This is a genomic window from Bacillus mobilis, assembly GCF_001884045.1.
GTDB lineage: Bacteria > Bacillota > Bacilli > Bacillales > Bacillaceae_G > Bacillus_A > Bacillus_A mobilis.
Genome location: NZ_MACF01000123.1, coordinates 206,909 through 222,100 on the forward strand (window position 1 = coordinate 206,909; position 15,192 = coordinate 222,100).

17 protein-coding genes and 1 pseudogene are annotated in these 15,192 nt (G+C 31.6%); 11 read left to right on the forward strand and 7 right to left on the reverse strand.

Annotated features, from left to right (window positions below; translation table 11 throughout):
* Positions 1-11: 11 nt before the first annotated feature.
* The gene (locus BAQ44_RS23720; protein WP_071724189.1) at positions 12-749 is read right to left on the reverse strand and encodes a ZIP family metal transporter; all 738 of its coding nucleotides are present in this window, start codon (positions 747-749) and stop codon (positions 12-14) included.
* Between the two features lie 134 nt (positions 750-883).
* Here BAQ44_RS23720 and BAQ44_RS23725 point away from each other — a divergent pair, with 134 nt between their 5' ends.
* Both BAQ44_RS23725 and BAQ44_RS23730 read left to right on the forward strand, forming a co-directional pair.
* Positions 884-1,672 (forward strand): class I SAM-dependent methyltransferase, encoded by a 789-nt coding sequence (locus tag BAQ44_RS23725; protein WP_071724191.1) that lies wholly within the window; start codon positions 884-886, stop codon positions 1,670-1,672.
* A 79-nt stretch (positions 1,673-1,751) separates the two neighbouring features.
* Positions 1,752-2,618: an MBL fold metallo-hydrolase gene (locus tag BAQ44_RS23730; RefSeq protein WP_071724193.1), complete on the forward strand. Its 867-nt coding sequence runs from the start codon at positions 1,752-1,754 to the stop codon at positions 2,616-2,618.
* Positions 2,619-2,782: 164 nt separating this feature from the next.
* On the opposite strand, the gene BAQ44_RS23735 is transcribed toward BAQ44_RS23730, so the two are convergent.
* Positions 2,783-3,724, reverse strand: a complete 942-nt coding sequence (locus tag BAQ44_RS23735; protein ID WP_071724195.1) for a nucleoside hydrolase — start codon at positions 3,722-3,724, stop codon at positions 2,783-2,785.
* A gap of 33 nt (positions 3,725-3,757) precedes the next feature.
* Positions 3,758-4,360 (reverse strand): annotated as a pseudogene (locus BAQ44_RS23740) (DUF2441 domain-containing protein).
* Between the two features lie 216 nt (positions 4,361-4,576).
* Here BAQ44_RS23740 and BAQ44_RS23745 point away from each other — a divergent pair.
* The 4 genes from BAQ44_RS23745 (at position 4,577) to BAQ44_RS23760 (ending at position 6,863) form a co-directional block, all read left to right on the forward strand.
* Positions 4,577-5,062 carry a DUF2798 domain-containing protein gene (locus BAQ44_RS23745; protein WP_061679075.1) on the forward strand — a complete coding sequence of 162 codons (486 nt, stop codon included), beginning with the start codon at positions 4,577-4,579 and terminating at the stop codon, positions 5,060-5,062.
* A gap of 173 nt (positions 5,063-5,235) precedes the next feature.
* The gene (locus BAQ44_RS23750) at positions 5,236-5,661 is read left to right on the forward strand and encodes a DMT family transporter (protein ID WP_063261099.1); all 426 of its coding nucleotides are present in this window, start codon (positions 5,236-5,238) and stop codon (positions 5,659-5,661) included.
* Positions 5,662-5,680: 19 nt separating this feature from the next.
* Complete coding sequence (locus tag BAQ44_RS23755; protein ID WP_071724198.1) at positions 5,681-6,376, forward strand: Crp/Fnr family transcriptional regulator; 696 nt, start codon at positions 5,681-5,683, stop codon at positions 6,374-6,376.
* Between the two features lie 16 nt (positions 6,377-6,392).
* Positions 6,393-6,863, forward strand: a complete 471-nt coding sequence (locus BAQ44_RS23760; RefSeq protein ID WP_061679072.1) for a DMT family transporter — start codon at positions 6,393-6,395, stop codon at positions 6,861-6,863.
* A 111-nt stretch (positions 6,864-6,974) separates the two neighbouring features.
* Here BAQ44_RS23760 and BAQ44_RS23765 read toward each other — a convergent pair whose 3' ends face one another.
* Positions 6,975-7,799 carry a class I SAM-dependent methyltransferase gene (locus tag BAQ44_RS23765; RefSeq protein ID WP_063261096.1) on the reverse strand — a complete coding sequence of 275 codons (825 nt, stop codon included), beginning with the start codon at positions 7,797-7,799 and terminating at the stop codon, positions 6,975-6,977.
* A gap of 37 nt (positions 7,800-7,836) precedes the next feature.
* The gene (locus BAQ44_RS23770; protein ID WP_071724200.1) at positions 7,837-8,277 is read right to left on the reverse strand and encodes a MarR family winged helix-turn-helix transcriptional regulator; all 441 of its coding nucleotides are present in this window, start codon (positions 8,275-8,277) and stop codon (positions 7,837-7,839) included.
* A gap of 527 nt (positions 8,278-8,804) precedes the next feature.
* Between BAQ44_RS23770 and BAQ44_RS23775 the strand changes: the two genes are divergently transcribed.
* Positions 8,805-9,212 (forward strand): GNAT family N-acetyltransferase, encoded by a 408-nt coding sequence (locus BAQ44_RS23775; RefSeq protein WP_071724203.1) that lies wholly within the window; start codon positions 8,805-8,807, stop codon positions 9,210-9,212.
* Between the two features lie 100 nt (positions 9,213-9,312).
* Here the strand turns inward: BAQ44_RS23775 and BAQ44_RS23780 are convergent, their stop codons facing one another.
* Positions 9,313-9,930, reverse strand: coding sequence for a TetR/AcrR family transcriptional regulator (locus BAQ44_RS23780; RefSeq protein ID WP_071724205.1), 618 nt, complete (start codon positions 9,928-9,930; stop codon positions 9,313-9,315).
* Positions 9,931-10,051: 121 nt separating this feature from the next.
* On the opposite strand from BAQ44_RS23780, the gene BAQ44_RS23785 reads away from it, so the two are divergent.
* Positions 10,052-12,283, forward strand: a complete 2,232-nt coding sequence (locus BAQ44_RS23785) for an MMPL family transporter (RefSeq protein ID WP_071724207.1) — start codon at positions 10,052-10,054, stop codon at positions 12,281-12,283.
* A gap of 47 nt (positions 12,284-12,330) precedes the next feature.
* Here BAQ44_RS23785 and BAQ44_RS23790 read toward each other — a convergent pair whose 3' ends face one another.
* Positions 12,331-12,513, reverse strand: coding sequence for a DUF4021 domain-containing protein (locus BAQ44_RS23790; protein WP_063261091.1), 183 nt, complete (start codon positions 12,511-12,513; stop codon positions 12,331-12,333).
* Positions 12,514-12,712: 199 nt separating this feature from the next.
* Between BAQ44_RS23790 and catA the strand changes: the two genes are divergently transcribed.
* From catA to BAQ44_RS23805, 3 genes are all read left to right on the forward strand, one after another.
* Positions 12,713-13,363, forward strand: a complete 651-nt coding sequence (catA, locus tag BAQ44_RS23795) for a type A chloramphenicol O-acetyltransferase (protein WP_063261090.1) — start codon at positions 12,713-12,715, stop codon at positions 13,361-13,363.
* A gap of 239 nt (positions 13,364-13,602) precedes the next feature.
* The gene (locus tag BAQ44_RS23800; protein WP_071724208.1) at positions 13,603-14,130 is read left to right on the forward strand and encodes a GNAT family N-acetyltransferase; all 528 of its coding nucleotides are present in this window, start codon (positions 13,603-13,605) and stop codon (positions 14,128-14,130) included.
* A 51-nt stretch (positions 14,131-14,181) separates the two neighbouring features.
* Positions 14,182-15,108 carry a GNAT family N-acetyltransferase gene (locus tag BAQ44_RS23805; protein ID WP_071724212.1) on the forward strand — a complete coding sequence of 309 codons (927 nt, stop codon included), beginning with the start codon at positions 14,182-14,184 and terminating at the stop codon, positions 15,106-15,108.
* Positions 15,109-15,192 lie beyond the last annotated feature (84 nt).

Below are 15,192 nucleotides of genomic sequence, written 5' to 3' on the forward strand. Positions count from 1 at the left end.
TATTATTATCTTTAATGATGACCAGTAAATAGTGTAAATACTGTTATTAGTAAAAAACCACTAGCTGCCCACATTAAAAATGTAAGGAAAGAGAGTTGTTTTTTTGCCTTCCAAAGCATTTCATGAATTGTAACATAGCCAAGGGAACCGATAGCACTTCCCATAATGAGCCCTTGTAGATGTAGGGCTTTTCCTTCCATTAAAATGCCAAAAACAGTACCGGTGCCGAGAATAAGTGAAAGTAATAAAGTCGTTAATAAAAATGAAATATATTTATGCTTTGTAAAGAGGAAGGGGATGATTAATGCTAAGCCTTCAGGAATATGGTGAATTACAATCGCAAGTAAGAAAGGAATGGCAGAGTCATTATGATTTATAAATGCTGTACCTAATGCAAAGCCACTCGGCAAATTATGAATAAATATAGCAAAAGAAAGAAAAAGAAAAGTTTGCCATGCTTGTTGATCTTTTTTATGTATCATTGGATGATGACAATAGTTATCTAATAAGCTCATAACTAAAATACCGATAGCTATACCGAGTATAGGGCCAATTATTTCATAGCTTGCAAATGTTTCAGGAATAATTTCAAGGGATAAAAGACCAAGCAAAATTCCGCCACATAATGCATATAAACGATGCATTTTTTCTTCAATTAGCTGGCGCGTAGCAATGCCGACAGCACCGCCTAATAGTAATCCGCCGAATGAAAAAAATGTAACTATCATAGGAATCCATAATCGTTCCATCGTATCACACTCCGATTCTTCCACTTATTTTTAGCTTACGAAAAGGAAAGTTAGATTAGTCCAAGTAATTGTGTTTGATTATAGAGAAAAAACTAATAATTCGTTATAATTTATATATTAAACTTAAGTGGAAAATGAAATGGGGAATACAATTGCAAACCAAATGGAGTCTATCCGAATACGAAAACCCAAAACGATATGATGTGGAAAATAAAAGTTTGTCAGATTTTCCATTCTTACTATCATGGGCACAAAAACTAAGTATACAAAATGAATGGATTCTAGATATTGCTTGTGGAACAGGAAGAGTTACAATTCCATTTATAGAAAACGGATATAAAATGATTGGTGTAGATATACATGAAGGTATGCTTGCTGAAGCGAAGAGAAAATCTGCGGATTGTAAAAAAGTAAAATGGCTACAACAAGACTGCTTACAATTGAAGGTTGAAGAAACGATTCCGTTAGCTTTTATGGTTGGGCATGGATTTCAACACTTTCTTACGAATACAGATCAAAATAAGTTATTAACATCTATTGGTCATGTGTTAGCTGATAATGGTATATTTATATTCGATACACGTTTTCCTTCAAAAGAAGAATTAATACAACCATCTACAGAAGAATATTGGACAACTATTAGTGATGAAAAGGGAAGGGAATGTAATCTATATACTGAAATGACATACGATTCAATTCAGCAAATACAGCACTACATAACAACAAGAAGGTTTTATGAGGGGGATGTGAAAGTAGAAGAACTGAAAACGACGATTGATCTTCGCTATACATATCCGCAGGAGTTAGAAAGATTATTAGTAGTGAATGGTTTTGAATTATTACATATATATAATGATTGGGAAGGGAATGAGTTAGGAGAAGACTGCTATTCTATGGTAGTAGTTTGCCGGAAGAAAAAATAGTGTTATTTCATACTATGTGCTGGATGAAGGTTTTACAGATAATAATAGAAGAGAATAGTAGTAAATGGAGGAACTAATTATGCAGCAAATTAAAAAAATAGGAAACTCATTTTGGTATATGACACCTGTTTCTGAAACAGATAGACCTATATTAGGAATGGTCGTTGGCCAAGAAAAAACTTTAATGATTGATGCAGGGAATTCAGAAGAACATGCACAATTATTTTTAGAAATGTTAAAAGAACAGAATGTATCAAGACCTGACTTCGTAGCATTAACGCATTGGCACTGGGATCATATTTTTGGATTGCCTGTACTACAAGATGCATTGTCTATTTCGCATACTGAAACGAAAAAAGAAATGCAATCACTAGTATCTTATGAATGGACAGATGAAGCGTTAGATGCACGAGTAAAAGAGGGTACTGAAATTGCATTTTGTGCAGATTGTATCAAAAAAGAGTTTGAAGAAAAAGCGAGAAATATTAAAATTATTCCTCCGGCCTTAACATTCCACGATCAAATTGAATTAGACCTTGGTGAAGTGACATGCGTGTTAAAACATGTCGGCGGAGATCATGCACATGATTCAGTTGTTATTTACGTGAAAGAAGAAAAGATATTATTTTTAGGAGACTCTATATATGCAGATATCTTTTCTTCAAAGAGGAACTATACGACGAAACGAACGTTTAAATTAATAGAAGAGTTGGAGCTATTTGATGCTGAAACTTATATTCTTTCTCATGGGACAGCTATAAGTCGGGATGAGTTTTTACAAGAAATGCATTTGTTAAAAACAGTAGGAACTTATACTGAAACTCATAAAGGCGATGAAGAAAACATAAAGGCAGCGTATAAACGAGACGTAAATAGAGAATTAAATGAAGATGAATTAGAAACAATAACGTTTTTTGTAAATGGTTTTGAAATGAATAATCTGTAAGACACTATATTAATCAAATATAATTGTACGGTACAAAAAGAGTATTGAAATTTAATTCAATACTCTTTTCAATAGTTAAATATGTAGTTTCAACTAAATGCTAATTAAGGGGTTACATCGTTTGAAGTGATGCCATTCTATTTATTTTTCGTATAGATAGTGGTTCAAGTAGAAGCTTTCTTCGCTAATTCAGTTATATAGTTGAAAAATCCGTTGTGATTTACATCATATACTACATTTACAGGTCGCCCACCATCATATTCTACTGTACGCCCCTGGCTAGGTCCATATGTATGAACAATACTATTAATTGTTTGTAATTTGGCAAGGTTAGTGTTTCCGACAAACGCAGCAGTTAATACATCCCACAAATAGTAAGTAGAGTTCGTTGAGAAATGAACGAGAGGAGGGACCATTGCATAGCATTGACCAAGGAAATCAATACCAATATATTTTCTCTCTTTTGCCCAACGTTCACGTATGTCTATAGTTAACGGAACTTGGTTTGTACTTTCTAGTGTCACTAAGTTAATTTTAATTTTTGATCCCCAAACACGAGCTACTGCTTCAGGGTCCCAAAACGAATTCCATTCAGCTGTTCCATCATGTTCTGGTTCATGTACATTGCCGGCAGTACGAAATGTTCCTCCCATCCAAACAAGGCGCTCAATTTTTTCTTCGATTATAGGTGCTTCATATAGTGCACGCGCTAAATCGGTAAGCGGACCTGTAAATAATAAAGTTGTTTTCTCTTCAGTTTGTAGTAGGGTTTCAATTAAGTGGTGATGTGCAGGTTTTGCCGCTATAGGTGTTACAACTTTTCCAGACTCATTTAAAATTGGTAAAGCATCTACATAAAATGCATGCATCCGCCAGTCTTTTGGAAATGGATTTTTCGCACGGGAATTTGATGCAGCTACTTCAATATTTCCTTTGCCGAAGCGATCAATAATTTTGCGACTTGCAGACAATGCTGGTTCTAAATAGCAATCTGCAGGGATAACTGAAACACCTGTAAGTTTGACATTATCCATCTGGAGTAATAAAAATAGTGAAATTAAATCATCTACACCACCATCATGATTGAAGTACACTTTTTTCCCCATTATAATCTCCATCCTATACGATTTAGTTTGGAATTAAATATGAATTGCAGAAAAATCATCAATAATTTCCACCACTTCAATTTTTCCATTGATTAGTAACTCAGGAAGTTCATTACTAACGTTTCCTCTCCAATACTCTCTAGCTTGTTCAATTTTTTGAGAAAAAGGAATACCCTCTTCTTTCGGTAAAAGATTTCCGTCACCTTCAAAACAATGTCCAATTACTCGTAGTTTAACAATCTGTAAAACTTCTCGATTGTAAGAATCAAATAATGCTTTCCATTTTAAAGTATCTCCATAGCTCTTTGCAGCATATAAACAAGATAATCTTGAAGGGTATTCAGGGAATTCTTGTAGCCTTACCATTTCTACAATCGTTTCTCTAACCGCTCTAATTGTTTGATCCATATAATTCATAACTACTTTAGCGTTTTCATTCTTTATGTGTAGTTCTTTATTTGTATAATGTTCTTTTAAAATTTGTATAGAATCTTAACCGTTAGAATTCAAATGTTCTCTTTCAAAAAAGAAATGAAAGAGGGTATTCGTTTGATTTTTTTCGAAATGAATGATTTGTCCCATCTTCATTTTTTTCCTTGTTACGATGTGATATGCGTAAAACTCTTGTTTATTCATGGTTATCCTCCTAGTAGTAACTATCAGGTATTACAAAGTTAAATTTAATAATTCAACATTGAGATATATAAAACCTTCATAAATAAAAGTAAGAATTTGAGCAGTAAGTAAAGAAAATATGATAACGCTTTAAATTTGTTCACAAAATGTTCACTTACGAAGAGGTTTCCACAATCGATATAATGACAAAGACTTAAACAGAAAGGATGATAGAAATTGCCAACTACAAGAAAGGAAAACCTCCAGTTTGGTATGATGATGTGCCTTGGGATGGTTATTGTAATGACGTTTTATAATTTAATACTGAACGGAATAGGAGGACCAATTCATATTAAGGAGATCGCATTAGAACTACTAATCGGATTCATTATTGCACTATTAATTGAAATATGTATCGTTGGGCCTTGTGCGAAAAAACTTGTATTTGCGTTACCGTTTGATAAATCGAATAAAGTAAATATTATTATTGCGATGGCGACAGCTATGGTAATTGGAATGGTTTTCTTTATGTCTTTTTACGGAATGGCTATGATGTATTTACATGGTGGTCTACAAGGAGACTCGTTTATTTCAATGTATTTTTCAATTTTTATTAAAAATTTCATTATGGCGTATCCATTACAATTAATAATTATGGGGCCGCTTGTGCGTTTCTTATTTGGAAAGTTTGTTATGAAGAATAAACCTGTTAATGTAGCGTAGTTAAAATTATTTAAATTATATATATTAATAAAAAACACACATCAAATATTTTGAGGTGTGTTTTTTTATGTTCATCCGCAATTATTTTCATATGGATGTGACATTTGTCCTTTTGCCTTTATAGGATTATAGCGTTTAATTAAGTCAGAAATAGAAGGTTAGGAGATGATTTTTTGAAAGGTATTGTATTTGCTGTTTTAGCTGGCGTATTTATTACACTTCAAGGCACATTTAATGCGAAACTTAGTTCACATATTGGTATATGGTCGACGAGTATTATTACGCATTTTATTGGATTCCTTATTGCAACAACAATATTTTTGTTAAAGAAAGAAGAGAAAATAGCGGAATTAAAGGATGTGAAAAAAATATATTTAGTAGCTGGTGCACTTGGCGGGTTAATTATTTGTGCAGAAACAATAGCGATACATTCAATGGGAGTTACATTAACAGCTGGGACACTTATGGTTGCTCAATTGTTAACAGCAACTTTTATTGAGATGAAAGGATTATTTCAAATGAAAAAGATACAGATGGAGAGATATCATATTGTGGGAACAATAGTAATGATTATAGGTATCGTTGTATTTAATATGTAAATGAAAGGAGGAAATGAAAGTGGAGAATAAATCAGATTTAATTACACATTATTTAGAAATTAATAAAATGCTTGAAATTTTTTCAGAAATAGATACAGCTTATTTTCAAGTGAATTATTTTGAAAAAGGCGAGCTTCTTTGCAATATAGATGACAAAATGGATCGTTTATATTTTGTTGTTAAAGGTAAAGTAAAGGTTTATACGATTACACCAGAGGGAAAGAAACTGATTCTTCGTTTTATCAATCCATTGGCGGTTGTTGGTGATATTGAATTCATACAAAATAGCAAAGCGTATAATGCGGTTGAAGCTTGTTCAGAAGTTGTAGCGATCTCCATTTCTCATACGGTTATTAAAAACAAGTTTTTACAAAATCCTAAATTAATGAAGTTCTTGCTAGATAACATTGCGAACACGTTAAAAATATCGACTCGTTTTACAGCTCTTAATTTACTTTATCCAGTAGAAGTACGTGTAGCTAGTTATTTACTTTCTATTTCCACTGATAGTAACGGAAATATGTATAAAGAAGATTTGGATGCGACTTCTGTATCAAGTATTGCGGATTTTATAGGAGTAAGTTATCGGCACGTAATTCGAGTGTTACAAAAATTTTATAAAGAAAAATTAATTGAAAAGAACAATGGAGTTATTGTAATTAAAGATTTTTTGAGAATGAAGGAAATTGCTAAAAATAATATATATGAGCAATGAAAAGGGGAGAGGGAGTATGATTGGATTTAGTTTAGCTATAGTAGCAGGTGTATTCATTAGCTTGCAATCTGTTTTTAATGCAAAGGTAAATGAAAGTGTAGGACAGTGGTTAACAACTTCATGTGTTCTTGGAATAGGTCTCATAAGTTCTATTCTATTTTATATCATTACAGAAAACAGTATTAGCATTAAAGTGTATACTACAAATTATTTGTTTTATGTAAGTGGATTGTTTGGCATTGGGTTAATTATTTGTATAATGGGTGCAATAAAGAGTTTAGGTCCAGCGTATACGGTGCTCATTAGTCTTATTACTCAATTAGTTGTTGCATTATGTATTGATACATTCGGATTATTTGGAATAGAGAGCATTCCATTACAAATTAATAAATTAGTTGGGATAGGTCTATTAATTATGGGGATAGGGATTTTTAAAAATCTATTTTCGAGTAAAAAAGCTATTCTTATAAAGGAGGGTAAGAAGTAGTGAATATATTTTTGTGAAGAGTTTACATCTATACAATACAATTATAAGTCAGTAACTAAAGTGGTTGAAAAATAAGTGAAGAAGACCTTGAAAACTTAAGGTCTTCTTTACTTATTTTCTATTGAACCGCACATGAACAAACTTCAACATCTTTATTAAGTTTACAATTCGCATCATAATGCGTGTACTACCATCCCAATCTTTATTTGTAGGTATATTTTTAAAGAAAGGAGAGCAGCTTAATACTTTTATGTTTGAAGACCATTTTTCTAGTGTCTTTGGATTATTTATATAAAAATACATTAGGGCGCCATTATTACCTGATTTTTTGACTGTAGCATTTGAAAGATTCAGTGCGAATTTTGATTCAGCGTCAAAGTATAATTCGCCTCCAGGGAAACGTTTTGACATAGCGACTATGATTTTCTTCAAATCCTCTTCTTTAAAGTAATAAAACACACCAGCTGATATAAAAAGAATACCGTCGTTTGGATTATATTTTATATCGTCAAACCAAGAAGTATCAAAAAATGATTTAGCGACGCTCATGTTTCTTGGTGTATCTTCAATTAATGTTTTTCGAAATGAAATAGCATCGGGCAAATCAAGATTATACCAATGTATCGTACCATTATCAATTCTAGAAAAAGTAGTGTCTAGTCCAGAACCGATATTTACAATAGTAGCATTTGGATGTTTTATAATGAATTTTTTTATCGTATCATCAATTTTTCGTGCGCGAGTAATGTATGTGATACATCCGTATTCACCAAATGTATTTGCTATTGTTGAGAAGTCAAAATCACATTCTTTAATAATACGAATAGCCTCTGGATCATCTAAAATATCTTTATTGCTCTCACTGCCATACGCCCGTCCCCAAAGAGGAATAAGCATCGTACCTTGTACTGAATGTATATCTATTTCTTTAACCATGAAACATCCTCCGTGTAATGAAAAATTATTTGTATTTTTAATCGTTATTTAGCATTTTTGAGAGCATTTTATTTGTTTTATACAATCCGTAAGTTAAATCACGTTGCTCTTCTTCGCTTAGTTTCTCAAGATTATGAGTGAAATTATTATATATTTGTTTCCATCTCTCATAATGTACCTTTTCAGCTTTTTCTGTCAGAGAAATGAGTACAGCTCTTTTGTCTACCGTATCTTGTTTTTTTATAATATATCCGTTTAGTTCTAAATTACGAACTGTTACGCTTAATTGTTGTTTAGGGATGTTTAAATAACTAGCAATCATTTTTAAATTTACATGCACCTTTTGTTGTGCGATATATTCCACTACGTGTTGCTCTATATGTGTAAATTCAGATGATTTTTCCGATAATAATTTGAAAGTACCTGACATATTTAATAACAAATTCATGTATTCGTTTAATAATTCGTTTTGGGTCATCATTTTCGCTTCCTTTATGCATTTAGTAATTATTTTATTACTATTTTAATGATAAATCAAATGATTTAATTATTTTTAGTAAATTAAAGTTTACTAAAAGTTTGTTTTTCAACTATACGAATTGAAATAGAAGAGCAGAAGCGATGCTTTTAGGAGAGGAGAGTATGACCGGAAAGGAAATATTACTAAATACAAATAAGTAATGCATGCAATGTCTTTTTCAGTTATTATGTTGTAAATAATTTTATGTTAAAATCTTTTACATAATGAAATAAAGGGGTAGTATTCTATGGGTTATTTCTCAAACAGTTTATTAGTTTTGTTTGTCCTGATCGTTTGTAGTTGTATGATTTTTGGTTAATAATATAATGATAGATTTATATAAAAGAAGTTAACTGAGGTGAAGTTAACTTCTTTTTATTTTATGATAAGAAGGAATTATATTGTTCTTATGGAAGTTTGTTTAAGTTAATTTCATATTAAGGCTAATTTTATGCAGTACAAACGAGAAAATAAGGAGTATTCACATGAATAATAGTATAAATTACACAATGAAACACCCGACAGATTTCAATGGATTATTAGCGTTATATGAATCTTTAGGATGGAATTCGCTTCAATTAACGGTTAACGAGTTAGAACAAATGTGTAAACAAAGTTGGTATGCAATGTATGCTTTTGATGATAAGAAATTAGTAGGGATGGGGCGTATTATATCAGATGGTGTAATTACGGGTGTTATTTGTGGTGTTTGTGTATTGCCAGAGTATCAGTCCATAGGTATCGGAAAAGAAATAGTACAGCGATTAGTCCGGCACTGTGAACAAAACAAGGTTATTCCCCAACTTATGTGTGTGGAAAAATTGCAATCTTATTATGAATCTATAGGATTTGACGCATTTTCTGTTGGAATGACAAAACATATAATAAGATAGTGTGGCTTCTTCTTTTTGGTTTATTTATATATTTTTTAATAAAAGAGCATGTTTGAAAAAATTCAAACATGCTCTTTTATTAAAGTAAATTAGTTTAATATTAATGACCTAATCCGTTTCGATAAAAAGAAACAATTTCTTGTGCTAATTCATCTATATTTGCAAGAATAGGATTGTGATTTTCATCTTTAAAATCCCCAATTGATAATAAAGATACGAAAGCATGAGCAGCAAATGTAGCGTTTCCTTTCGGTATTTCTCCAATCTGCATTGCATTAACGAGTGCTTTTTCCAATACTTCATACATGCTATCTTCAGCGTCTTTTAATTCTTTCAATTGCTCTTCAGATAATGATAGTTTTGCATCTTTCATAAAATTCTTCATATCAATATCCATCGTTGCGTGTAAGTAGACTTTAGCGAAGTCCAATAATCTGTCTTCCAAGTTTTTATTTGTAGAGAGTATTTGGTGCATATTCTCTCGTATACGTATCATCATTTGAAGCATAGTAGCGGTAAATAAATCAGCTTTTGTTGAATAGTAGTAGTAGACGGTTGCTTTCGTCACACCACAAACTTTTGCAACTTCATCCATAGAAACAACTTGATAATTTTGAGTAAGAAATAACCGAGTTGCAACTTCTAAAATCATTTCTTTTTTAGATTTTGTATTTTTATTTTGACGAGGCCTTCCGAGAGGACGTTGTTTTTGTTCCAAATCCATTCGCTCCTGACATGTATTGTTGAAATAATTATAACATAATTTTTAATCATTCTTGATTAATTAACCGACCAGTATATATAATTAATATTGGAGGAAAAAAGGAAGGTGGGTTTTTATGAAAAAGCACCCGTTACATATGTTAGGGAGGCTTGTAGCAGGGAAGAATACACAATGGATAACTTTATCGGTATGGATTCTTATTACGTTAGTACTTTCATTTACGTTACCACAAGTAAACAGTACGAAAGAACCGAATCCGAAAAATTTACCTGAAACAGCTATGTCGCAGCAAGCGGAAGCACTTATGAAAAAAGAGTTCCCGAATAATGCAGGAAACCCTTTGTTAGTAGTATGGTATAGAGATGGTGGATTACAGTCACAGGATTATAAACTCATACAAGATGTTTATAAAGAGTTAAAAGCTAGTCCTTTAAAAGAACAATCAACATTACCGCCATTTGATACAATTCCGGAACAAGTATTATCAAAAAGTGCATCAAAAGATGGTACATCATTTGTTACACCAGTATTCTTTAATAAGTCGGCTGGAACAGATACATTAAAAGGAAATCTTGATGATTTAAGAAACATAGTGAATAGTAAGGTCGATGAAGATCCATTTAAACGAAAAATAAGTGACTCTGGTTTACATGTTAGACTATCTGGACCTGTAGGTATTCAAACGGATGCAGTTAGTTTATTTAGTCAAGCAGATGTGAAATTATTAATTGCTACTGTATTACTCGTATTAGTCCTATTAATTTTACTGTACCGTTCACCAATTTTAGCAATTTTACCTTTACTTGTTGTTGGCTTTGCATACGGTATTATTAGTCCTACACTTGGTTTTTTAGCTGATCACGGATGGATTAAAGTAGATGCCCAAGCGATATCAATTATGACAGTATTATTGTTTGGTGCTGGAACGGATTATTGTCTATTTTTAATTTCGAGATATCGAGAGTATTTGTTAGAAGAAGAAAATAAATATAAGGCGCTGCAACTCGCAATGAAAGCTTCTGGCGGAGCAATTATAATGAGTGCGTTAACTGTTGTACTTGGATTAGGAACATTATTACTTGCTCATTATGGTGCCTTTCATCGATTTGCAGTACCATTTAGTGTTGCTGTATTCATAATGGGAATTGCTGCTTTAACAATTTTACCAGCGTTATTATTAATTTTCGGTAGAGCTGCATTCTTCCCATTTATACCGAGAACAACTTCGATGAATGAGGAATTGGCAAGAAAGAAAAAGAAAGTAGTAAAAGTTAAAAAATCAAAAGGTGCCTTTAGTAAAAAACTTGGAGATGTTGTAGTACGAAGACCGTGGACAATAATTATGCTCACTGTATTTGTATTAGGTGGATTGGCTTCATTTGTACCACGTATTCAATACACATATGACTTACTAGAATCGTTTCCTAAAGATATGCCTTCCCGCGAAGGATTTACGTTAATTAGTGATCATTTCTCAGCGGGTGAACTAGCGCCAGTAAAAGTTGTTGTTGATTCGAAGGGAAAAGAGCTTCCTATTAAAGAAGAACTAGAGAAATTTTCTTTCGTAAAAACTGTGAAAGACCCAAAAGAGGGTAAAGAAAATAAGCAAATACAAATGTATGAGGTTTCTTTAGCTGAAAATCCATACTCAATTGAAGCGTTAGATCAAATCCCTAAATTGAAAAACAGTGTAGAAAAAGTATTAAAAAATGCAGAGATTAGTAATGCTGAAGATCAATTGTGGATTGGCGGAGAAACGGCGTCATTATACGATACAAAGCAAATTACAGAACGTGATGAAGCAGTTATCATTCCAGTAATGATTAGTATTATAGCTTTATTATTACTTGTTTACTTACGATCAATTGTCGCGATGATTTATTTAATTGTAACTGTTGTTTTATCGTTCTTCTCAGCATTAGGCGCAGGATGGATATTACTTCACTTCGGTATGGGAGCGCCGGCTATTCAAGGTGCGATACCGTTGTATGCATTCGTATTTTTAGTTGCTTTAGGTGAAGATTATAATATTTTTATGGTTTCAGAAATATGGAAAAACAGAAAGACACAAAATCACCTGGATGCAGTAAAAAATGGCGTTATACAAACAGGTAGTGTCATTACATCCGCAGGTTTAATTTTAGCAGGAACTTTTGCAGTATTAGGTACACTGCCAATTCAAGTTCTAGTTCAATTTGGTATTGTAACTGCAATTGGAGTATTACTAGATACGTTTATCGTAAGACCGTTACTTGTACCAGCAATTACAGTTGTTCTAGGACGCTTTGCTTTTTGGCCAGGAAAGCTTTCAAGAAAGAGTGAAGAAGTACAAAAGGTGGATGCATAGTTAAGAAAGCCAAGGATATGTTCCTTGGCTTTCTTCTATGTAGTCCATTAATTTTTTGAATTTAAATCTTCAGTTTCAGTGTGATCAGCATCTTCAATAGTAGTTTCTGGCATTCCATATAAGCCGTTCATTGCTTGTTCTTCGATATTAAGATTTGCAGTATTATCATTTTGAATAGGTGTAGCGTTTTCGGTAACAGTTTCTTTTTTATTTACATTTTTGTTATTCATGTAGGCATCCTCCGAATTTCATTTGATTTATTTATAGTATGTGGATGTATTTCTAGAAATATGTGAACGGATTTTTGCAGATGTTATATAATTAAATAAAAACTTGGGGATAAATTTAAATTGAAAGGAGTGAAAAATTGTGGTGAGAACAAGAAAGTTAGCCTTCTAAAATAAAATGAAATTTTAGGAGGCTATTAAAATGAGGTTTCATATAATTGACAGAGAAAATTGGAATAGAGAGCAGTATTTTGAACATTATTTAAAGTTGAAATGTACGTTTAGTGTGACTGTGAATGTTGATATTACGAGGTTATTAAAGGAATTACATCAAAAGGGAATAAAATTTTATCCCGTTTTTATTTATTTAATTTCTAGAGTAATAAATAATCATAAAGAATTTCGAACATGTTTGAACGATGAAGGAGTTTTAGGCTATTGGGAGGAAATGATACCAAGTTATACAATCTTCCATAAAGATGATAAGTCTTTTTCAAGTATATGGACGGATTATTCTAGTGATTTCCATATTTTCTATAAAAATTACGAAGAAGATATGAGATGCTATACTAATTTGCATGGTCTCTTCACGAAAGAGAATATGCCGCCAAATGTTTTTCCGATTTCTAGCATACCTTGGGCTAGTTTTACTGGATTTAATCTAAATATTAATAATGATGGTGATTTTCTATTACCGATTATAACTTGTGGGAAATATTTTAATGAAGAGAATAAGGTTATGCTACCAGTTTCATTGCAAGTTCATCATTCGGTTTGTGATGGATATCATGCGAGTCGATTTATAGAGGATTTACAGAAGTTAAGTAATAGTTGTAACGAGTGGCTTAAGTAATTTTTATTCTTTAATGAGAATAGGTTTTGTTATTTAATAGATAAAGTAGAAAATAAAAAAGAAGAGCATCTGTATATTTACAGGTGCTCTTCTTTTTTACATTTATACTATTTTCAGGTAGAAAATATAGGTATATTAGTGGTTTAATAGAAAAGAGATTATTATTTTAAAATTTCTCTATTTTTAAATAACTATATATGTTGCATAATTTATCGGTTTTAATAGAAGGGGGAAGTAGAATGAAATTTTTACTTATTGAAAAGGATGAAGTTTTAATCAATAATATGGGACAGTTATATTGTAAAGCATTTGAGAAAACTAATTTCAATGAAATGATTGAGCGAATTAAAAGACATATAGAATATCCAAATTTTAAAGGTATAGTAGCAATTAATGAGGAAAAAGAAGTCGTTGGTTTTACTTATGGTTATCGCTCACTAGAAGGACAGTACTATAATCAATTAATGAGAGAAGCGTTACATCTGGAGCAAGTAAATCATTGGCTGCAAGACTGTTTTGAATTTGTAGAGTTAGCAGTGGACCCGAAATATCGAAATGAAGGACTTGGAACAAGATTACATAATGAATTATTAGAAGGGATTTCAAATAGAATGGGCATTTTAACAACACAAATAAACAATCAAAAGGCACGTTCGTTATATGAAAGATTAGGTTGGGTGGATGTATTAGAGCCATTTCATCCAAGTAAAAATGATGTTCCATATGTAATAATGGGCAAAAATTTAAAAATAAAAGTAAATGGATAACTATTTCGTTCACAAAAGTTATTGGTTTTTAGTAATGAAGGGGAAAATAAAATGGCGATAATTTGTATAGAAAAAGCGACAATTTTAGATACTGTAAAGTTAACAGAAATAATGGTAAGAACATTTGATGAAGAAGCAAAACGATGGCTATGCGGTCAATGTGATGTAATTGACTATAACATCCAACCACCAGGTTATTCTTCAGTTGAAATGATGAAATATTCGATTGAAGAATTGGATTGTTACAAAGTGATAATGGGTGGACAAATAATCGGGGGAATTATAGTTACGATCTCAGGTAAGTCATATGGCCGAATTGATCGTATTTTTGTAGAGCCTGTTTATCAAGGGAAAGGAATTGGATCAAAAGTTATTAAATTAATAGAAGAGGAATATCCAAGTATAAGGATTTGGGATCTCGAAACATCTAGTAGACAACGTAATAATCATCATTTTTATAAAAAAATGGGCTATGAAATAATTTTTAAATCTGAAGATGAGTATTGTTATGTAAAAAGAATAACTGTAGAGTCGGTTGAAGGGAACCTAATGAAGAATAAAGATATGAAAAATAGCCAATACGAAAACTGTAATCTAGCAAATACAGAGTATTATCAAGTGAATGCAAAAAACAGTTCATTTGTTGGGAGTAATATAATGTATATGAATATGAGTAATTGTAATGTAAGTCAATCTAAGTTTAGAAATATAAATTTTAAAAGCTCTTTATTTGCAGATTTAAATCTTTCTGGTGGTAAATTTAATTTGGTGACATTAGGTGGAGTTCAATTTACAGATACAAGTCTTGGAGAAGATAAAAATCCTATTTTATTTAATAGATGTGATTTAGAAGGTAGTACGATAAGTAATAGTAATCTGAAAAATATTGAAATAGAAAATTGTGATATAACTGGTATGAAAATAAATGGTATTCCAATTGAAAATCTACTTGAGTTATATAATAAAGTAAAAAGTTAACCTGTATAAAATATAGATAAGCTGTTCGTAAATTGAATATTATGCTGAAATAGTTGTGTAAAAATAACATAAAGAAATAAAGAA